Below are 18,614 nucleotides of genomic sequence, written 5' to 3'. Positions count from 1 at the left end.
TGGGGCAATCGACGTTGATTGCCTGATAGGCAGGACAAAGCAAGGGACGCGCCAGAACAGCCGCAAGCCCGGATTCAGGGAGTTTGAAGGGAAACAGGGTGACGATCGCTGCACCGCCGTGGTGAGCCGTGCACCAACGCAGCGCGAAGAAGGAAAGGTAGAAACAAAAAAAGCGACCCTAAGGTCGCTTTCTCTGTTGCTTCCGGGTGTTCAGTGGGCCCTGGAAGCGAATATGGCGCAGCGGACGGGACTCGAACCCGCGACCCCCGGCGTGACAGGCCGGTATTCTAACCGACTGAACTACCGCTGCGCGTAACACTGAGAAGTGGTGGGTGATGACGGGATCGAACCGCCGACCCTCTGCTTGTAAGGCAGATGCTCTCCCGGCTGAGCTAATCACCCATCGTCTCGGTGTGGCGCGCATTCTACGGAGCACCCCAGGGTCTGTAAAGCACTTTTTGAAAAAAATTTTTCAGGCGTTCCAACGACTTAGCGGGGTTGGCCTGGAAGCGTCGCTCGGAGAATAATGCCCCCCTTATGTAATGAGGAGAGATTCGCCCCATGTGGTTCAAAAACCTGCTGAGCTATCGCCTGACCCAGGACATCCCGTTCGACGCCGAAGCGCTGGAAGCGGCCCTCGCCAGCAAGCCTGCCCGCCCATGCGCCAGCCAGGAGTTGACCACCTATGGCTTCGTCGCTCCGTTCGGCAAGGGCGAGGACGCGCCGCTGGTGCACGTCAGTGGTGACTTCCTGCTGATCGCCGCGCGCAAGGAAGAACGCATCCTGCCAGGCAGTGTCGTGCGCGACGCGGTCAAGGAGAAGGTAGAAGAGATCGAGGCCGAGCAGATGCGCAAGGTCTACAAGAAGGAACGCGACCAGATCAAGGACGAGATCGTCCAGGCCTTCCTGCCCCGCGCTTTCATTCGTCGGGCGATGATTTTCGCCGCCATCGCGCCGAAGCTGGGCCTGATCCTGGTCAACTCGGCCAGCGCCAAGCGTGCCGAAGACCTGCTGTCGACCCTGCGTGAAGTCATGGGCTCGCTGCCGGTGCGTCCGGTGACCGTGAAGATCGCCCCGAGCGCGACCATGACCGACTGGGTGAAGAACCAGCAGGCCGCGCCCGACTTCCACGTGCTGGACGAATGCGAACTGCGCGACACCCACGAAGACGGCGGCATCGTCCGCTGCAAGCGCCAGGACCTGACCAGCGACGAGATCCAGATGCACCTGGGCACCGGCAAGCAGGTCACCCAGCTGTCTCTGGCCTGGCAAGACAAGCTGTCGTTCGTGCTGGACGACAAGACGGTGATCAAGCGCCTGAAGTTCGAGGAACTGCTGCAGGACCAGGCCGAGGAAGATGGCGGTGAAGAAGCACTGGGGCAGCTGGATGCCAGCTTCACCCTGATGATGCTGACCTTCACCGAGTTCCTGCCGGCGCTGTTCGAGGCGCTGGGTGGGGAAGAGATTCCGCAGGGAATCTGATATACCCGGGGGCCGCCTGGCGGCCCCTTGGTCCTGTGGATTTGCCCTTGCCCCTGGAAATGTGCACTATAGTGCGCACTGCGAGGACGGCCTCGCGACGCACCGCGTGAACATCCGGGGACGGCCCCATCACCTGATGGAGTACCCACCATGTCCTGGATCATCCTGTTCTTCGCCGGCCTTTTCGAAGTCGGCTGGGCTGTCGGCCTGAAATACACTGACGGCTTCACCCGCCCCCTGCCCACCGTCCTCACCGTCGCCGCCATGGCCGTCAGCCTCGGCCTGCTCGGCCTGGCCATGAAGGAACTGCCGCTGGGCACCGCCTACGCCATCTGGACCGGCGTCGGCGCGGTGGGCACGGTGATCGCCGGGATCATCCTGTTCGGCGAATCCATGGCCCTGGTGCGCCTGGTCAGCGTGGCGTTGATCATCGCCGGCCTGGTCGGCCTGAAGGTCAGCGCAAGCTGACCTCTTATTAGCGAATCTCCCCGCGCAACTCCCCTACCCGCTCACGCAGCAGCGCCGGCTCCGCCTGTTCCCCCGGAATCGCGGTGCCGGCCACCAGGGTCACCCGCGACCAGAAGCGGCGGAAAAAACCCTTGGCCGGATCCCGGCTGAAGAAACTCCCCCACAATCCTTGCAACGCCAACGGGATCACCGGGACCGGCGTGCGTTCGAGGATCAGCCGCACGCCGCCCTTGAACTCGTCGATCTCGCCATCCAGGGTCAGCTTGCCTTCGGGGAAGATGCACACCAGCTCGCCCTCCTCCAGGTAGTGGGCAATGCGCTCGAAGGCACGGTCGTAGGTGGCGCGGTCTTCGTTGCGCCCGGCGATGGGAATCGCCCCGGCGGTACGGAACACGAAGTTCAATACGGGCAGGTTGTAGATCTTGTAGTACATGACGAAGCGCATCGGCCGGCGCACCGCCCCGGCGATCAGCAAGGCATCGACGAACGACACGTGGTTGCACACCAGCAGCGCCGCGCCTTCATCGGGGATCCGCTCCAGGTCGCGGTGCTTGACCCGGTACATGGAATGGCTCAGCAGCCAGATCATGAAGCGCATGCTGAACTCGGGGACGATCTTGAAGATGTAGCCGTTGACCGCGATGTTGAGCAACGACACCACCAGGAACAGCTGCGGGATCTCCAGCCCGGCCACGCCGAGCAGGAGCATGGTGACGATGGCCGAGACCACCATGAACAGTGCGTTGAGGATGTTGTTCGCGGCAATCACCCGGGCCCGCTGGTCTTCCGGGGTGCGTGCCTGGATCAGTGCATAGAGCGGCACGATGTAGAAGCCGCCGAACACACCGAGACCGACGATCGACAGCAGGATCCACCAGGCCTTGGCCATGCCCAGCAGGGCCAGCCAGTCATAAGGCGCGGCAGCGGCCGGGATATCCCCGGAATGCCACCACCAGAGCAGGCCGAACAGGGTCAGCCCGAACGAACCGAACGGCACCAGGCCGATCTCCACCTTGCGCCCGCTGAGACGCTCGCAGAGCAGCGAGCCGAGGGCGATACCCACCGAGAACAGGGTGAGGATCAGGGTGACCACGGTTTCGTCGCCGTGCATCCACATCTGGGCATAGGCCGGGATCTGGGTCAGGTAGATGGCGCCGACGAACCAGAACCACGAGTTGCCGACGATGGAGCGGGACACCGCCGGGGTCTGGCCCAGGCCCAGGCGCAGGGTGGCGCCGGTCTGGGCGAAGATGTTCCATTGCAGCTTCAACTCCGGCGATGCGGCAGCGGCGCGGGGGATGAAGCGGCTGGCCAGGTAACCGAGGGCCGCGGTGAGGACGATGCCGCAGGCGACCACCGGGGCGTAGGCAGTGGAAGACATCATCACCCCGGCGGCGATGGTCCCGGCCAGGATCGCCAGGAAGGTGCCCATCTCCACCAGGCCGTTGCCGCCCACCAGTTCTTCCTCGTGCAGGGCCTGGGGCAGGATCGAATACTTGACCGGACCGAACAGCGCCGAGTGGGTGCCCATGGCAAACAGCGCCAGGAGCATCAGCCACAGCTGGTTATAAAGGAAGCCGACGGCGCCGATGGCCATGATCACCACCTCGGCCAGCTTGATGGTGCGAATCAGCGCGTCCTTGGCGTACTTCTCGCCGAACTGCCCGGCCAGGGCCGAGAACAGGAAGAACGGCAGGATGAACAGCAAGGCGCAGAGGTTGACCAGCATCGAACCGTCGCCGCCGATGCTCAGCTTGTAGAGAATCGCCAGGATCAGCGACTGCTTGTACAGGTTGTCGTTGAAGGCACCCAGGGACTGGGTGATGAAGAACGGCAAGAAGCGACGTTTCTTGAGCAAGGTGAACTGCGAGGTGTGGCTCATCGTCCATGTACCTGGTCGGGCTTTGTGATTTGAGGCGCCGAGCGCGGGAAAAGCCACACTTTGCCGCAGAACACCTTCCCAGGGCCAGATCCCGTCGGCCCTTCACGTTTCTTCAGGTTTCACACACCCTTGATGCAAGGCGATACGAACAGCTCGCCACGCCAAGCCCCGCACAAGGTCCGCCAGCCCACCAGCAGCCACAACCCCACCAGCGCCAGCACCAGCAGCGCCCCCATGCCCTGGAAGAACCCGAGACCCAACCAGTTCGCCAGCTTCAGCGTGGCCAGGGCATACACCCCCAGCGGAAAGGTGAAGCCCCACCAGCCCAGGTTGAACGGCATGCCCTGGTGCACATGCTTGAGGGTGATCAGGACCGCCGTCAGCAACCACCAGAACCCGCAGCCCCACAACACGACCCCGGCGATCAGCCCGATCCCCCGGGCGATTTCGCCGAACCCGGCCAGGCCATTGGCGGCGAAGATCGCCGGCGCATCACCGCCCAGCAGCAACATGCCCAGCGCCCCGGTGCCGATCGGCCCCAGCGCCAGCCAGCTCGACGCCGCCATGTGCGCCGGCGGCAACTTGTGCAGGGCCATGCGCAGGATAAGGATGGTGAGGATGCTGAACGCCACCGGTAGCGACACAGCCCACAGCACGTAGCTGGTGATCAGCACCTGGAACTGCCGCGCACCATCGGTTAGGTGCGGCGCCAGCAGGCCACCGCTGGCCGCCGCCACTTCTGCCGCCACCACCGGCAACAGCCAGACCGCGGTCATCTGGTCGATGCTGTGCTCCTGGCGGGTGAACATCAGGAACGGAATGGCCACGCCACACAGCAGCGCCAGGCCCACGTCGAGCCACCACAGCGCCTCCACCCAAGGCAGCAGGCCATCGCCGAAGCGCGCCAGGCCGAATACCAGGGCGCCGTTGAGCAGCGTCGCCAGGCCCATGGGGATGGTGCCGAAGAACATCGAGACGGTGGAATGCCCGAAGATCCGCCGCGCCTCATGGAAGAACAGCACCCAGCGCGCGCCGTAGAGCAGGCTAAACAGCACGAAAAGACCGATCGCCAGCCACCACAGCCCCTCGGCGACACCGCGCAGGCCGGGGAATGCCTGTGGCAAGGCCAGGGCCAGCACCCCGGTGCCCATGACCACGGCGAACCAGTTCGGGGTGAACTGGCGGATCACTTCACGGGGGTGCGCCAGCTGGCTGAAAGGGCGCAACGGATGGGTGGCGGTCTGGCATGGCATGGTGGTTGTCTCCTGTCCTCTGATGAGGTGGAACCACCCTACAACCAAAAGGAATATCCATATAACGGTTATTTTCTCTATCTGTTATCGATATTGCAGATACTCACCCCTCCAACGCCCTGCGACGCCCTGCCGCTGCGACCTTGGTCGGCGCTGACGAAGCGTCGGCGACGTGCCAGACTGACTGATCGTGGTGGTAAACAGTTATTTGCTTCGGAGTCATCATGTCGTTGTCCAGCGGGCTGATCGCGGTGGTCGCCCTGGCCTATATGGCCGTCATGTTCGCCATTGCCTTCTACGGCGACCGCCGCGGCACGCCGCTGCCGCCGCGCCTGCGGGCCTGGGTGTACAGCCTGTCGCTGGCGGTGTACTGCACCAGCTGGACCTTCTTCGGCGCCGTCGGCCAGGCCGCCGAGCAGCTCTGGGCGTTCCTGCCGATCTACCTCGGCCCGGTGCTGCTGATGATGTTCGCGCCCTGGGTGCTGCAGAAGATGGTGCTCATCAGCAAGCAGGAGAACATCACCTCCATCGCCGACTTCATTGCCGCGCGCTACGGCAAGTCGCAGACCCTGGCGGTGGTGGTGGCGCTCATCTGCCTGGTGGGCGTGCTGCCCTACATCGCCCTGCAGCTCAAGGGCATCGTGCTAGGCGTCAACCTGCTGATCGGCGCCAATGCCGACGCCACCGGCAGCCGCGTGCAGGACACCGCGCTGGTGGTGTCGCTGGTGCTGGCGCTGTTCTCCATCGTCTTCGGCACCCGCAGCCTGGACGTTACCGAGCACCACCGCGGCATGGTCCTGGCGATCGCCTTCGAGGCCATCGTCAAGCTGCTGGCTTTCCTCGCCGTCGGCGCCTTCGTCGTCTTCAACCTCTACGACGGCTTCGACGACCTGCTCAGCCAGGCCCGCGCCGCGCCTGCGCTGGACAGCTACTGGCAAGAGACCATCAACTGGCCGTCCATGGTGGTGCAGACCGGGGTGGCGATGATGGCGATCATCTGCCTGCCACGGCAGTTCCAGGTCACCGTGGTGGAGAACATCGAGCCCCAGGACATGCGCCTGGCACGCTGGGTCTTCCCCCTGTACCTGGTGCTCGCCGCGCTGTTCGTGGTGCCCATCGCCCTGGCCGGGCAAATGCTCCTGCCCGATTCGGTGATCTCCGACTCCTTCGTCATCAGCCTGCCCCTGGCCGAGGCCCACCCGAGCCTGGCCCTGCTGGCCTTCATCGGAGGTGCTTCGGCGGCCACCGGCATGGTCATCGTCGAGGCGGTGGCGCTGTCGACCATGGTCTCCAACGACATGCTGCTGCCCTGGCTGCTGCGCCGCAACAACGCCGAGCGCCCGTTCGAAGCCTTCCGCCACTGGATGCTCACGGTGCGTCGGGTGACCATCGTGGTCATCCTCCTGCTGGCCTACGTCAGCTACCGCCTGCTGGGCTCCACCGCGAGCCTGGCCACCATCGGCCAGATCGCCTTCGCCGCCGTGACCCAGCTGACCCCGGCCATGCTTGGCGCGCTGTACTGGAAGCAGGCCAACCGCCGCGGCGTGTTCGCCGGCCTGGCCACCGGCACCTTCCTCTGGTTCTACACCCTGGTCCTGCCGATCACCGCCCACAGCCTGGGCTGGCCGCTGACCGTGTTCCCCGGCCTGGACTGGCTGCACGGCAACCCGCTGGGCCTGCCGATCACCCCGCTGACCCAGGGCGTGGTGCTGTCCCTGGCGGGCAACTTCATCGTCTTCGCCTGGGTCTCGATCCTCTCCCGCACCCGGGTCACCGAACACTGGCAGGCCGGGCGCTTCATCGGCCAGCAAAGCAGCGCGCGGCCGAGCAACCGCTCGCTGCTGGCGGTGCAGATCGACGACCTGCTGCACCTCGCCGCGCGCTTCGTTGGCGAGGAACGCGCACGCCAGAGCTTCATCCGCTTCGCCTACCGCCAGGGCAAGGGCTTCAACCCCAACCAGAACGCCGATGGCGAATGGATCGAGCACACCGAACGCCTGCTCGCCGGCGTGCTCGGCACCTCGTCGACGAGAGCGGTGGTCAAGGCGGCCATCGAAGGCCGCGACATGCAGCTGGAAGACGTGGTGCGCATCGCCGACGAAGCCTCCGAGGTGCTGCAATTCAACCGCGCCCTGCTGCAAGGCGCGATCGAGAACATCAGCCAGGGCATCAGCGTGGTCGACCAGTCCCTGCGCCTGGTGGCCTGGAACCGCCGCTACCTGGAACTGTTCAACTACCCGGACGGGCTGATCAGCGTCGGCCGGCCGATTGCCGACATCATCCGCTACAACGCCGAGCGCGGCCTGTGCGGCCCCGGCGAAGCCCAGGTCCACGTGGCGCGGCGCCTGCACTGGATGCGCCAGGGCCGTGCGCACACCTCCGAGCGCCTGTTCCCCAACGGCCGGGTGATCGAGCTGATCGGTAACCCGATGCCCGGCGGCGGCTTCGTCATGAGCTTCACCGACATCACCCCGTTCCGCGAAGCAGAGAAGGTACTCAAGGACTCCAACGAAAGCCTCGAACAGCGGGTCGCAGAGCGCACCCGCGAGCTGTCGCAACTGAACCTGGCGCTCACCGAGGCGAAGAGCCACGCCGAAGCCGCGAACAAGTCCAAGACCCGCTTCCTCGCCGCCGTCAGCCATGACCTGATGCAACCGCTGAACGCCGCACGGCTGTTCTCCGCAGCGCTGTCGCACCAGGCCGAGGGCCTGTCGACGGAGGCCCAGCAACTGGTGCAGCACATGGACAGCTCGCTGCGCTCGGCGGAAGAGCTGATCAGCGATCTGCTGGACATCTCGCGCCTGGAGAACGGCAAGATCACGCCGGACGCCAAGCCCTTCGCCCTCAACGAACTGTTCGACACCCTCGGCGCCGAGTTCACCGTACTGGCCCGGGAGCACGGCCTGGACTTCCGCGTACGCGGCAGCCGCCTGCGGGTGCACAGCGACATGAAGCTGCTGCGACGGATCCTGCAGAACTTCCTGACCAACGCCTTCCGCTACGGCAAGAGCCCGATCCTGCTGGGCGTGCGCCGCGACAAGGGCAACCTGTGGCTGGAAGTGTGGGACCGCGGCCCGGGCATCGCCGATGACAAGCTGCAGGTGATCTTCGAGGAATTCAAACGCCTCGACAGCCACCAGACCCGTGCCGAGAAAGGCCTGGGGCTCGGCCTGGCGATCGCCGACGGGCTGTGCAAGGTGCTCGGCCATCCGCTGGAAGTGCGCTCCTGGACCGGCAAGGGCAGCGTGTTCCGGGTCAGCGTGCCGCTGGCCAGCGCCCACGCGCCGGAACCGGTAAAGACGCCGGAGCAGGCGGGACAACCGCTGGCGGGGCTGCAGGTGCTGTGCGTGGACAACGAGGACAGCATCCTGATCGGCATGAACAGCCTGCTCAGTCGCTGGGGCTGCCAGGTGTGGACCGCGCGCAACCGCGAAGAATGCGCGGCACTGCTGGACAAGGGGCTGCGCCCGCACCTGGCGCTGGTGGACTATCACCTCGACGACGGCGAGATCGGCACCGAGCTGATGGCCTGGCTACGGACCCGCCTGGGCGAGCCGGTGCCGGGGGTGGTGATCAGCGCCGACGGGCATGGCGAGACCATGGCCAAGGTACATGCCGCCGGTCTCGACTACCTGAGCAAGCCGGTCAAGCCGGCGGCCCTGCGCGCCCTGCTCAATCGGCATCTGAGCCTGGTGCAATAAGCCCGTCGTTGGCCGGGTTGCCGTCGCCGGCAGCCATGGCCTTCTCCAGCAGGTCGGCGGGCAGGCTCTTGCTGGCGCGGGCTCCGAGCAGCTTGAGCTGTTCGCTGCGACTGATCAGGTTGCCGCGCCCCTCGCAGAGCTTGTTGCGCGCCGCCGCGTAGGCCTTGTCCACCTGCTGCAGGCGGTTGCCCAGCTCGTCCAGGTCCTGGATGAACAGCACGAACTTGTCGTACAGCCAGCCGGCGCGCTCGGCGATTTCCCGGGCGTTCTGGCTCTGCCGTTCCTGCTTCCACAGGCTGTCGATGACCCGCAGGGTGGCCAGCAGGGTGGTGGGGCTGACGATCACGATCTGCCGGTCGAAGGCTTCCTGGAACAGGTTCGGCTCGGCCTGCAGCGCCGCCGAGAACGCCGCTTCGATGGGCACGAAGAGCAGGACGAAATCCAGGCTGGTAAGGCCGTCGAGACGGTTGTAGTCCTTGCTCGACAGGCCCTTCACGTGGCTGCGCAGGGAGTGCACGTGCTGCTTCAGCGCGGCCTGGGCGACATCCTCTTCGCTGGCCCCGATGAACTGCTGGTAGGCGGTCAGGCTGACCTTGGAATCGACTACAACCTGCTTGTCGCCCGGCAGCATGATCAGCACGTCGGGCTGGAAGCGCTCGCCGTCGGCGCTCTTCAGGCTGACCTGGGTCTGGTATTCGCGGCCCTTTTCCAGGCCGGCATGCTCCAGGACCTTCTCCAGGATCAGCTCGCCCCAGTTGCCCTGGGTCTTCTGCCCCTTGAGGGCCTGGGTCAGGTTGGTCGCCTCGTCGCTCAGGCGCAGGTTGAGCTGTTGCAGGCGTTCCAGTTCCTTGCCCAGGGAGAAACGCTCGCGGGCCTCCTGCTGGTAGCTTTCTTCCACGCGTTTCTCGAAGGCCTGGATGCGCTCCTTGAGGGGATCGAGCAACTGGCCGAGGTGCTGCTGGCTGGTCTGGGCGAAGCGCTGCTCGCGCTCGTCGAAGATCTTCGTGGCCATTTCGGCGAACTGGGCACGCAGCTCGTCGCGAGAGCCCTGCAGGTCGGCGAGACGCTGGGCGTGGCTGTCCTGCTGCTCGCGCAGCTCGGCGTCGAGGGCGGCGCAGCGGGCATCGAGGCGGCGCAGTTCGGCTTCGCGGGCACTGCGTTCGAGGTTCCAGGCGTGGGCGGCGTCGCGGGCGTTGTCGCGGTCGATCTGCAGCAGGTCCAGCTCGCGGGCCTGGGCGGCGAGACTGGCCTGCTTGGCGCTGTTGGCCTGGCTCAGGTCGCTGATCTCGTCGCGGCTGGCATCCAGTTGCGCCTGCAAGCCTTCCTGGGCCAGCAAGGCGCTGTTCAGACGCTCTTCCTGCAAGGCCAGTTGCGCCTGGCGCTCGCTGTGCTGGCGCTGCCAACGTACCAGCAGCACCGCCGCCGGCACGGCCGCGAGCAACACACCCAGCACCAAGCTGGTCAGATCCATTGCAACCATCGACAGCATGCTCACCCCTCGGAAAAAGTCCCGCCGAGCTTACCAGCCCGCGTTCTCAGTCGCGCAGCAATTGGCGCAGTTCCACCTGGGCGCGCTGGTCCCCGGCCCGGGCCGCCTGGCGCAGCAACTCATGGCCGATACGGCGGTCGCGGGCATTGCCGCAATCGCGACAGAGCATTTGCCCCAGGCGCGACTGCGCCACCACCACCCCTTCGCGGGCCGGCTGCTTGAGCAGGCGCCCGGCAAAATGCTTGACCTGGGGCTTGTCGCCAAGACGTGGATTGTCGAGCAGCCACAATGCGACCTTCAGCGACAGGCGCCTGGGTTCGGGAAGGGCTTTGGAGGGAGGATTTGAATCGGAGGATCGACCGCGAAACTTCATAAAAGCAGGTGAGATACTTCTTGGGGCGCGCACTCTACCCGACTTTTCCGACGACCGCCTTGGTTATTTCTGAAGTTTTTTTAGAAATTTCTGATCTTTTTTCTTGACCTTTCCGAGGTGATTTTTTAGCCAGTACTACCTCACCGGAGAATTGTCCGACAGCCTTCGACTTGCTGGCACGCCCGTTCTAGAGCAACCGCTCGGGACAATCCACAGAAGCTGTGGATAACTCAGTGGACAACCGCTCCCGACACCCCGCAAACCCCGGTGGAATGGGGCCTCCAGTCAAACTGTCGATTTTTTCACCAGCTAAAAAAAGTGTTTTTTTTCATTGACTTGTCAGTACGGACAGGTCAATGGGCTGGCTCTACAGGGGCGTTACAAAGTTGTGACACAGGTCGCCCCACGTGTGTACAAGCGCCCCAAAGCGAGGCGATGCCCTGCACCATCGCGGCCGTTCGCGGCGAAGATCGGGGCTTCCCAGGGAGAGTCAAAATGGACATAATGATCGGCTCGCCGCAAGAAAGATGAAAAAACTTGCCAGCGAGCACGGAAGCCGGTATCTTCGCCGCCGTTAGTACCAAGCTGAAAGTCAATTCTGGCCAAAGCGGTCCTTGCAGCATCGCCCTCCCTCACAGGGCCATCCTGCTGAAACCAGGACCCGCCAAGGCAAAAGCTCCCCGGGCCACTCCATACTCGCCCCGCCGAGCCCACACCAGCAGACTGAACAGGATCTCACCCAGAGGCGCAGAACCTATTGCCCTGGCGTGCTGCCCGTCTTCCGAAGTACCTACCAGTCAGCCCAAGGCGCCACTACCTTATATTGCGCTCGATCACTGGCTGCCCTGTTCCAGACAGGTTCTGCCGCATTTGCCCTGAAGGGCCGCGTCACTGGAACGTTTGAAATATATACGGCTCAAACTAGCCGTATCTCATGCAGGAACGTCCAACAATGATGAATCACAACAGCCACACCCAAGCGGCCATCCGCACCCTGTCCCAGGCCTTCGCGCCGCTGAACTGCATCATTCTCGCCTCGCGCAAGAACAGCTTCAGCTTCACCCTGGTCGATGACAACGGCATCGCCCAGCACAGCGAACGCCTGTACCCCGAGCAATACTCCCGTGCCGAGCCGCTGCAGGCGGTGATCGACCGGACCCGTCAGGCGTTGATCGCCTGATGGACCACTCACTCCAAAGCCCCTCGTTCGAGGGGCTTTCGCTATCTGCCTGAGCCGTTTGCTCCTCTGCGCTGTTAAGCACCGATCGGCATATGATCTATAACGAAATGCCGGAAATGATTTAAAAACAGCCCTTTACAACCGGATTATGACACTACACTTCAACTCAAGCGGCCTTGTCCGCTTCCGGCGGGCCTGACCCCGATCCACCCTGCTGCCAAGCACCAGCGTCCCGCCGGCCACTTTCCAGTTCGAGGGCATCATGGGTATCGCCGCGAGCGAGTTGAGCCAATACGTGATCCGGCCGACGCTGATCTACCTGGAACGCCACAGCCCCTGCGCCGAAGCCCTGCTGCTGGGCGTGGCGGCCAGCCAGTCGGCCCTTGGCGCAGCCCTTCACGATCGCCGCGGTCACGGCTTGTACCGTATTGCCGAACTGCGTCACCAAGCGGTCTGGGATCACTTTCTTGCCCGCGATCCGGAACTGGCGAGCCTCGTCCGCGGTCTGGCTAGTCAGCATGCTTTTCTCAACGGACCTCATCTGGAACTGACGGTGAACCTGCGCTACGCCACCGCCATCGCATGGATGCTGATCGAAGAGCAGGCGCCACATTTGCCGGAACCCGACGACCTGCTCGGACTGGCGAAAATCTGGCGTCAGATTTTCCAGCCGCAAGGCCGGCTGCGCGACTTCACCCGGGCCTGGCAGGCCTGCGTCGCGCCGGTGGAACATCAGGCATGTTAGGAAAACTACAACAACGCTGAATGGAATAAATTGCCAACTCTGGTCGGATTGTCCTACAAAACCGCTCTATCTCCGGCGATACAGCCTATAGCGCGGGCCAGAAAATGTTGGTAATTTGCGCCCCGGTGATCCCCTGGAGTTTCTAATAATGAAAAAAGTCACACTCATCAAAAGCACCCTGGCACTTGCCGTTACCCTGGCCTCTTCCAACCTGCTCGCCAGCGGTTTCGCACTCAACGAACAAAGCGTCAGCGGCATGGGCACCGGTTTCGCCGGTCGTTCCTCGGCCGCCGATGATGCCAGCACCGTGTACGGCAACCCTGCCGGCATGTCGCGCCTGAAGCGCGAGCAAGTTACCGTCGGCGGCGCTGCCGTGATCGCCAAGACCGACATCAAGCAAACCGGTGGCGCCGCAGGCTCCAACGATGGCGACATGGTTCCGACCGTGGGCGTCCCGATGGGCTACTACGTCAAGCCGATCGACGAACACTGGAGCTTCGGCTTCGGCATGTACGTGCCATTCGGCCTGGTCACCGACTACGAGAACGGTTTCGCCGGCCGCTACTACGGCAGCAAGAGCGAAGTGCAAGTCATCACCCTGCAACCGACCGTCAGCTATGCCTTCAACGACAAGGTCTCGATCGGCTTCGGCCCGACCATCAACCGCATCGACGGCACCCTGGAGTCCGCCACCCGTCCGCCGGCACCTGGCCTGAACGACGGCAAGGTGAAGATCTCCGGTGACGACACCGCGGTCGGCTACAACATCGGCATCCTGGTCCAGGCTACCGACAGCACCCGCGTCGGCCTGACCTACCACTCGATGGTCGATTACAAGCTGGAAGGCAAGACCAAGGTCACCAACCAGTACATCGGCGCACTCAACGGCTCCAAGTACGATGCCTCGCTGAAGATCAAGACCCCGGAGTCTGTGGACCTTTCGATCACCCACGAGCTGGATGACCACTGGACCCTCTACGCAGGCAGCACCTGGACCCGCTGGAGCCGCCTGGAAGCCATCACCGTCGAGAACGAAGGTGTTCCGCCCCTGCTGCAGGCCGCCGGCCTGGGTCGCATCAGCGAAGAGCAGAAATGGCATGACACCTGGGCCCACGCCATCGGTGCTTCCTACAAGCTGAACAAGGAATGGACCCTGCGCACCGGCTTCACCGTCGACCAGTCGCCGACCAACAACGTCAACCGTTCGCCACGCATCCCGACCGGTGACCGCAAGATCATCAGCTTCGGTGCCGGCTGGAGCCCGAACGACGACATGACCATCGACCTGGCCTACTCCTACCTGTGGGAAGAAGACGCCAAGATCAACCAGGCAGCCTACAAGGCCAAATACGAAAACAGTGCACACGGCCTGGGCGCATCCCTGACCTACCGCTTCTGATTTCCGACTTGGCTGCATGAAGAAACCGCCCTCTGGGGCGGTTTTTTCATGCCTGGGATTTCACTGCCCAGCGATCACCCAGACTGCCCTGCAGAAACGCCATGAACGCCCGCACCTTCGGCGTCAGGGCGAAGCGATCGTCGACACACAGGTAGATATCCATCGGCTCGGTCTGCGCATAGGCCTGGCTGCCCCCGGCGTCCTCGAACAAGGGCACCAGTTCACCGCGCTCCAGGTACGGCCGGGCGACGAACTCGGCAAGCCGGGTGATTCCCCCGTCCCGCGCTGCCATCTGCGCCAGGACATCGATATCGTCGCTGATCAGTACATCGCCGAACTCGGCGTCGAAGCGCAGCCCCTCGCGAACGAACCCCCAGCGCAGGAAGCGTCCGTCCACCGGATAGCGGAATACCAGGCAGCGCCGCTGCTTGAGCTCCTCGGGGCTTTGCGGCCAGCCCTCGCGGGCCAGGTAGCCGGGCGCTGCACAGCAGATGAACGGCACCCGGGCGATATGCCGGGCAAGCAGGCCGTCTTCCAGTTGCGGCGTGATGCGCAGGCTCACGTCCACGCCCTGGCGCGCATGGTCGACACGGTTGTCACTCGTAAGCAATTCGATCGAAAGACCGGGGTACAGCGCACTGAACTCCGGGATCAACGGCGCCAGTACATGGCGCCCGAACGCCGAGGTGCTGGCGATGCACAAGCGCCCGCGGGGCTCGCTGTCCACCGTGGTGATCGCCAGTTGCGCGGCTTCCAGGTCTCGCTCGATGTGCCGGACCTTGTCGTAGTACAGGCTGCCGCTGGGGGTGAGCACCATGCGCCGGGTGGTCCGCGCCAGCAGGCGCACCTGCAGGTGCGCCTCCAGCCGGGCGATGTTCTGGCTCACCGCCGCCGCGCTGAGACCGAGGCTGCGCGCCCCCCCAGCGATGCTGCCGGCCTCGACCACCTTGATGAAACTCTTGATCAGGCCGAGCAGGTTCACCGGCAAGCTCCAGGGGATTCGTAAGTTTTCCTTTATAAAGACCTAATCCCTGCCCGTCTACTTGCCCCGCCGGCGCCTTGTTAACCTGCGCCATTCCCCATTCCCTCAAGGAGTCCCCATGGAGTCACGGGCAAGCCGTCGCACCCTGAAACTCGGCGTTCGCGCCACACCTTTCGTGTTTGCCTTCTACATGTCGTCGATCATGGCCATGCTGATGTGCTTCGTGATCACCGCCGCCAACAGCGGGATCGACGAGCAATACCTGGGCAACGTGCTGAAGGCCTACCAGCTGGCCATGCCGGTGGCCTTCGCCTGCGTGCTGGTGGTGCGCCCCATCGTCGTCAGGCTGGTGGCCTGGACCGTGCACCCGGCGGACTGAGTCAGGGCCGGGAAGCGATGGCCTTGTCGATGGCCGCGCGGAAGTCCGGGTCATCCGGCTTGGTCAGGCTGGAGAAACTGGCCACCACCTTGCCCTGGCGATCGACCACGTACTTGTAGAAATTCCACTTCGGCGCCGCGCTCTGCCGCGCCAGTTCCTTGAACAGCGGCGTGGCATCGGCGCCGCGTACCGGCTGCATCTCGGTCATGGTGAAGGTCACGCCGTAGTTGGCGTAGCAGACCTTGGCGGTCTTGGCGCTGTCGGCGTCTTCCTGCTTGAAGTCGTTGGACGGCACGCCAAGCATCTCCAGGCCCTTGCCGTGGTACTCCTTGTAGACCGCTTCCAGCCCTTCGAACTGCGGGGCGAAGCCGCAGTAGCTGGCCGTGTTGACCACTACCAGCGGCTTGCCGCCGAACTGCTGGCACAGGTCGATGGGTTTCTTGTTGCCCAGCTTGGGCAAGTCGCCCTGGAGCAGGGCCGGACAGCCATCGGCCAGGGCCAGGCCACTGAAGCCCAGGGCGATGGCGGCGATCAACAGGCGTGCATGCATGACGATTCTCCATTCGTTGTACGAAGAATCAGACTACGCCTAACAGACGCCCATGCCCAACTGCATCAGCGCCAGGCCACCGCGCTGCCAGCCCCACCAGGCCAGGGCCAGCAGCACCGCCGCCAGCACCAACCCGGTGAACCAGACCCGGTAGCGATTCATGCCGAGGCGGCCTGCAGGCGTGCCACCGGACGTTCACGCACCGGCCAGTTCAGGGCCCCCGCCAGCAGGCTGAGCAGGATCGAGATCTGCCAGACCAGGTCGTAGTTGCCCGTCTGGTCGTAGACCACTCCGCCCAGCCAGCCGCCGAGGAACGCACCCAACTGGTGGAAGAGGAAGACGATGCCGCCGAGCATGGACAGGTTGCGCACGCCGAACAGGGTGGCCACGGTGCCGTTGGTCAGGGGGACGGTGGACAGCCACAGCAGACCCATGGCGATACCGAACAGGTACGCGCTGAAAGTGGTGATCGGCGCCCACAGGAACAGCACGATGACCACCGCGCGCAGCAGGTACAGGGCGGTCAGCAGGCGCGGCTTGGACATCCGTCCGCCGAGCCAGCCGGCGGTGTAGGTGCCGACGATGTTGAACAGCCCGACCAGGGCCAGCACCGTGGTGCCGGTGGTCGCCGGCAGGTGCTGGTCGACCAGGTAGGCCGGCAGGTGCACGCCGATGAACACCACCTGGAAACCGCAGACGAAGAAGCCCAGGGCCAGCAGCCAGAAACCGGAATGGGAGCAGGCTTCGCGCAAGGCCTCGCCGAGGGTCTGGTCATGCCCTTGCGCAGGCAGCGGGCGGTCCTTGAGCAGGCCCGTCAGCGGCACGATGAACGCCACCATCAAGCCCAGCACCAGCAAGGCCAGGGACCAGCCCAGCCAGTTGATCAGGCCGAGGGTGCCGGGAAGCATGGCGAACTGGCCGAAGGAGCCGGCGGCGCTGGCGATACCCATGGCCAGGCTGCGTTTTTCCGGGGCCACGGCGCGTCCGACCACGCCGAGGATCACCGAGAACGACGTGCCGGACAGGCCGATGCCGATCAACAGGCCGGCGCTGAGGGAGAGGGTCACCGGCGAATCCGACAGGCCCATCAGCACCAGGCCGGCGGCATAGAGGATGCCGCCGATGATCACCACCTTGCCCGCGCCGAGGCGGTCTGCCAGGGCACCGGCGAACGGCTGGGCCAGGCCCCACATCAGGTTCTGCAAGGCAATGGCGAAGGCGAACACGCCGCGCCCCCAGCCGAATTCGGCGCTCATCGGTGCCAGGAACAGGCCGAAGCCGTGTCGTACGCCCAGCGACAGCGCCAGGATCAGGGCCGCGCCCACGAGTATCCAGCCACTGGTACGCCATACGGATGTCATTTTTCTTCTCTCCCGTTCCGCAAGGTTTGCGGGTATATACCCGCTTAAGGTCGTTAAAACACTCAGGCCAACTGTTTCAGCAAGCGGACCAGTTCATCCCGCTGCGCTTCGCCCAGGTTTTCCACCAGGCCTTCCTGGGCTTTTTCCCAGGCCGGCTCGGCGCTGCGCACGCGTTGCGCGCCCTCCTCCGTGAGCAGGACCACGCGGTTGCGCAGGTCATCGCCCTCGGCCAGGGCCACCAGGCCTTCCGCCTCCAGCACCTTGAGGTTGCGCCCCAGGGTGCTGCGGTCCAGGCCCATGGCCTCGGCCAGGGTCGAGATGCTTGGCTTGTCGAGGCGTTGCAGGTGCCGCAGCAGGGAAAACTGGGCGACATTGATGCCGAAGCCCTGGAGAGCTTCGTCGTAATGCCGGCTCACCCCACGGGCAGCGCGACGCAGATGGGTGCAGATGCAAGTACTGGTCAACATGAATGCGTGTATATACCCGCGTCTGCCACGACGCAAGCTGCAGTTACAGAATATTTCAACGGAGGGACAGGGCGAGGCTCAGCAGAACCGCCAGTTCCAGCAGCTCCAGCAGGGCTCCGGCGGTGTCACCGGTGGTGCCGCCGAGGCGGCGCAACATCGCGCGGCGCAGGGCGTAGAAGGCGATGGCGGAGGCCATCAGCGGCCAGATTCCCCCGAGCCACAGGCAACCTGCTGCGGTCAGCGCCAGCACCCAACCTGCGGCATGACGCGGAAGATGTTCGGCCAGCGCCTGGCCGAGGCCACCGGGGCGAACGTAAGGCGTGCCGAGGAACAGCGCCAGCAGTGCTGCCCGCCCGATCACCGGGGCCAGCACCAGCAAAGCCCCCTGCCCCGCCTCGATCAGCGCCAGCAGCGCGCAGAACTTGAGCAGCAGCACCAGCACCAGGGTGACCACGGCGATCGGTCCGCTGCGCGGGTCCTTCATGATCAGCAGGGTGCGCTCGCGATCGCCGAAGCCGCCGAGCCAGGCATCGGCGCTGTCGGCCAGGCCGTCCAGGTGCAGGCCACCGCTGAGCAGGACCCAGGCGCTGAGCAGCAGGGCGGCGTGGAGCAGGGGCTGGGTGCCTTGCAACAGGGTGTCGAATGCCCAGAGCAGCAGGCCGAAGAGCAGGCCCACCAGCGGATAGAACAGCAGGGAACGCCCGGTCTGCCGGGGTTCGGGCATGCCCGGCAGGGTCACCGGCAGGCTGCTGAGAAATTGCAGGGCGATCCAGAATGGCAGCATTGGCTGGCCTCTCGTTGAAAACACAAAACTCGTCGGGCTGTAAGCAAACCTTGTGGGAGCGGGTTTACCGGAACGCCGGACCGCCGCGATGACGTCGGTGAGTTCACTAGCGCAATCGC

Annotated in this window: 16 protein-coding genes, 2 tRNA genes and 1 pseudogene; 7 read left to right on the top strand and 12 right to left on the bottom strand. The window is 64.5% G+C overall.

Annotated features, from left to right (window positions below; translation table 11 throughout):
• Positions 1-233: 233 nt before the first annotated feature.
• Both V0R59_RS24035 and V0R59_RS24030 read right to left on the bottom strand, forming a co-directional pair.
• Positions 234-310: transfer RNA gene (locus V0R59_RS24035), tRNA-Asp, on the bottom strand.
• Positions 311-326: 16 nt separating this feature from the next.
• Positions 327-402: transfer RNA gene (locus V0R59_RS24030), tRNA-Val, on the bottom strand.
• 159 nt (positions 403-561) lie between these two features.
• Between V0R59_RS24030 and rdgC the strand changes: the two genes are divergently transcribed.
• On the top strand, positions 562-1,482 hold the full coding sequence (rdgC, locus tag V0R59_RS24025) for a recombination-associated protein RdgC (RefSeq protein WP_330075300.1): 921 nt from the start codon (positions 562-564) through the stop codon (positions 1,480-1,482).
• Positions 1,483-1,632: 150 nt separating this feature from the next.
• Positions 1,633-1,950 carry a quaternary ammonium compound efflux SMR transporter SugE gene (gene sugE, locus V0R59_RS24020; RefSeq protein WP_330075299.1) on the top strand — a complete coding sequence of 106 codons (318 nt, stop codon included), beginning with the start codon at positions 1,633-1,635 and terminating at the stop codon, positions 1,948-1,950.
• Between the two features lie 7 nt (positions 1,951-1,957).
• Here sugE and V0R59_RS24015 read toward each other — a convergent pair whose 3' ends face one another.
• Entirely contained in the window at positions 1,958-3,832 is a 1,875-nt protein-coding gene (locus V0R59_RS24015) for an MFS transporter (protein ID WP_330075298.1), read from the bottom strand.
• 119 nt (positions 3,833-3,951) lie between these two features.
• Complete coding sequence (locus tag V0R59_RS24010; RefSeq protein ID WP_330075297.1) at positions 3,952-5,085, bottom strand: TDT family transporter; 1,134 nt, start codon at positions 5,083-5,085, stop codon at positions 3,952-3,954.
• 224 nt (positions 5,086-5,309) lie between these two features.
• Here V0R59_RS24010 and V0R59_RS24005 point away from each other — a divergent pair, with 224 nt between their 5' ends.
• Positions 5,310-8,786 (top strand): PAS domain-containing hybrid sensor histidine kinase/response regulator, encoded by a 3,477-nt coding sequence (locus tag V0R59_RS24005; protein ID WP_330075296.1) that lies wholly within the window; start codon positions 5,310-5,312, stop codon positions 8,784-8,786.
• On the opposite strand, the gene rmuC is transcribed toward V0R59_RS24005, so the two are convergent.
• Entirely contained in the window at positions 8,758-10,149 is a 1,392-nt protein-coding gene (gene rmuC / locus V0R59_RS24000) for a DNA recombination protein RmuC (RefSeq protein ID WP_330075340.1), read from the bottom strand. The two genes, V0R59_RS24005 and rmuC, sit on opposite strands and share 29 nt — an antisense overlap.
• Before the next feature lie 184 nt (positions 10,150-10,333).
• Positions 10,334-10,648: pseudogene (locus V0R59_RS23995) on the bottom strand (sel1 repeat family protein); the annotation flags it as partial.
• 955 nt (positions 10,649-11,603) lie between these two features.
• Here V0R59_RS23995 and V0R59_RS23990 point away from each other — a divergent pair.
• From V0R59_RS23990 to V0R59_RS23980, 3 genes are all read left to right on the top strand, one after another.
• Positions 11,604-11,828, top strand: coding sequence for a hypothetical protein (locus V0R59_RS23990; RefSeq protein ID WP_330075339.1), 225 nt, complete (start codon positions 11,604-11,606; stop codon positions 11,826-11,828).
• Positions 11,829-12,090: 262 nt separating this feature from the next.
• A complete protein-coding gene (locus V0R59_RS23985) occupies positions 12,091-12,573 on the top strand; it encodes a hypothetical protein (protein ID WP_330075295.1) in 483 nt (160 codons plus the stop codon).
• A 148-nt stretch (positions 12,574-12,721) separates the two neighbouring features.
• Positions 12,722-13,972, top strand: a complete 1,251-nt coding sequence (locus V0R59_RS23980) for an OmpP1/FadL family transporter (protein ID WP_330075294.1) — start codon at positions 12,722-12,724, stop codon at positions 13,970-13,972.
• A gap of 46 nt (positions 13,973-14,018) precedes the next feature.
• On the opposite strand, the gene V0R59_RS23975 is transcribed toward V0R59_RS23980, so the two are convergent.
• Complete coding sequence (locus V0R59_RS23975) at positions 14,019-14,954, bottom strand: LysR family transcriptional regulator (protein WP_330075293.1); 936 nt, start codon at positions 14,952-14,954, stop codon at positions 14,019-14,021.
• A 118-nt stretch (positions 14,955-15,072) separates the two neighbouring features.
• Here V0R59_RS23975 and V0R59_RS23970 point away from each other — a divergent pair, with 118 nt between their 5' ends.
• Positions 15,073-15,333: a DUF2798 domain-containing protein gene (locus tag V0R59_RS23970; protein ID WP_330075292.1), complete on the top strand. Its 261-nt coding sequence runs from the start codon at positions 15,073-15,075 to the stop codon at positions 15,331-15,333.
• Between the two features lies 1 nt (position 15,334).
• On the opposite strand, the gene V0R59_RS23965 is transcribed toward V0R59_RS23970, so the two are convergent.
• From V0R59_RS23965 to V0R59_RS23945, 5 genes are all read right to left on the bottom strand, one after another.
• Complete coding sequence (locus V0R59_RS23965) at positions 15,335-15,883, bottom strand: glutathione peroxidase (RefSeq protein ID WP_330075291.1); 549 nt, start codon at positions 15,881-15,883, stop codon at positions 15,335-15,337.
• A gap of 39 nt (positions 15,884-15,922) precedes the next feature.
• Positions 15,923-16,045, bottom strand: coding sequence for a hypothetical protein (locus tag V0R59_RS23960; RefSeq protein WP_330075290.1), 123 nt, complete (start codon positions 16,043-16,045; stop codon positions 15,923-15,925).
• Positions 16,042-17,244 (bottom strand): MFS transporter, encoded by a 1,203-nt coding sequence (locus V0R59_RS23955; RefSeq protein ID WP_330075289.1) that lies wholly within the window; start codon positions 17,242-17,244, stop codon positions 16,042-16,044. The genes V0R59_RS23960 and V0R59_RS23955 overlap by 4 nt, the downstream gene beginning before the upstream one ends.
• A 62-nt stretch (positions 17,245-17,306) precedes the next feature.
• A complete protein-coding gene (locus tag V0R59_RS23950; protein ID WP_330075288.1) occupies positions 17,307-17,711 on the bottom strand; it encodes a MarR family winged helix-turn-helix transcriptional regulator in 405 nt (134 codons plus the stop codon).
• Positions 17,712-17,766: 55 nt separating this feature from the next.
• A complete protein-coding gene (locus V0R59_RS23945) occupies positions 17,767-18,495 on the bottom strand; it encodes an adenosylcobinamide-GDP ribazoletransferase (RefSeq protein ID WP_330075287.1) in 729 nt (242 codons plus the stop codon).
• Between the last annotated feature and the right edge of the window lie 119 nt (positions 18,496-18,614).

The organism is Pseudomonas ulcerans (genome assembly GCF_036324125.1).
Taxonomy (GTDB): domain Bacteria; phylum Pseudomonadota; class Gammaproteobacteria; order Pseudomonadales; family Pseudomonadaceae; genus Aquipseudomonas; species Aquipseudomonas ulcerans.
This window is presented reverse-complemented; position numbering and strand designations above follow the sequence as displayed.

What these genes read in the sequence shown, in the direction of transcription:
- V0R59_RS23980 (WP_330075294.1), top strand. Translation starts at nt 12,722, where the DNA reads ATGAAAAAAGTCACACTCATCAAAAGCACCCTGGCACTTGCCGTTACC.
- V0R59_RS23965 (WP_330075291.1), bottom strand. Translation starts at nt 15,883, where the DNA reads ATGCATGCACGCCTGTTGATCGCCGCCATCGCCCTGGGCTTCAGTGGC.
- V0R59_RS24010 (WP_330075297.1), bottom strand. Translation starts at nt 5,085, where the DNA reads ATGCCATGCCAGACCGCCACCCATCCGTTGCGCCCTTTCAGCCAGCTG.
- V0R59_RS23970 (WP_330075292.1), top strand. Translation starts at nt 15,073, where the DNA reads ATGGAGTCACGGGCAAGCCGTCGCACCCTGAAACTCGGCGTTCGCGCC.
- rdgC (WP_330075300.1), top strand. Translation starts at nt 562, where the DNA reads ATGTGGTTCAAAAACCTGCTGAGCTATCGCCTGACCCAGGACATCCCG.
- V0R59_RS23950 (WP_330075288.1), bottom strand. Translation starts at nt 17,711, where the DNA reads ATGTTGACCAGTACTTGCATCTGCACCCATCTGCGTCGCGCTGCCCGT.
- V0R59_RS23990 (WP_330075339.1), top strand. Translation starts at nt 11,604, where the DNA reads ATGAATCACAACAGCCACACCCAAGCGGCCATCCGCACCCTGTCCCAG.
- sugE (WP_330075299.1), top strand. Translation starts at nt 1,633, where the DNA reads ATGTCCTGGATCATCCTGTTCTTCGCCGGCCTTTTCGAAGTCGGCTGG.
- V0R59_RS23960 (WP_330075290.1), bottom strand. Translation starts at nt 16,045, where the DNA reads ATGAATCGCTACCGGGTCTGGTTCACCGGGTTGGTGCTGGCGGCGGTG.
- V0R59_RS24015 (WP_330075298.1), bottom strand. Translation starts at nt 3,832, where the DNA reads ATGAGCCACACCTCGCAGTTCACCTTGCTCAAGAAACGTCGCTTCTTG.
- V0R59_RS24005 (WP_330075296.1), top strand. Translation starts at nt 5,310, where the DNA reads ATGTCGTTGTCCAGCGGGCTGATCGCGGTGGTCGCCCTGGCCTATATG.
- V0R59_RS23985 (WP_330075295.1), top strand. Translation starts at nt 12,091, where the DNA reads ATGGGTATCGCCGCGAGCGAGTTGAGCCAATACGTGATCCGGCCGACG.
- V0R59_RS23945 (WP_330075287.1), bottom strand. Translation starts at nt 18,495, where the DNA reads ATGCTGCCATTCTGGATCGCCCTGCAATTTCTCAGCAGCCTGCCGGTG.
- V0R59_RS23955 (WP_330075289.1), bottom strand. Translation starts at nt 17,244, where the DNA reads ATGACATCCGTATGGCGTACCAGTGGCTGGATACTCGTGGGCGCGGCC.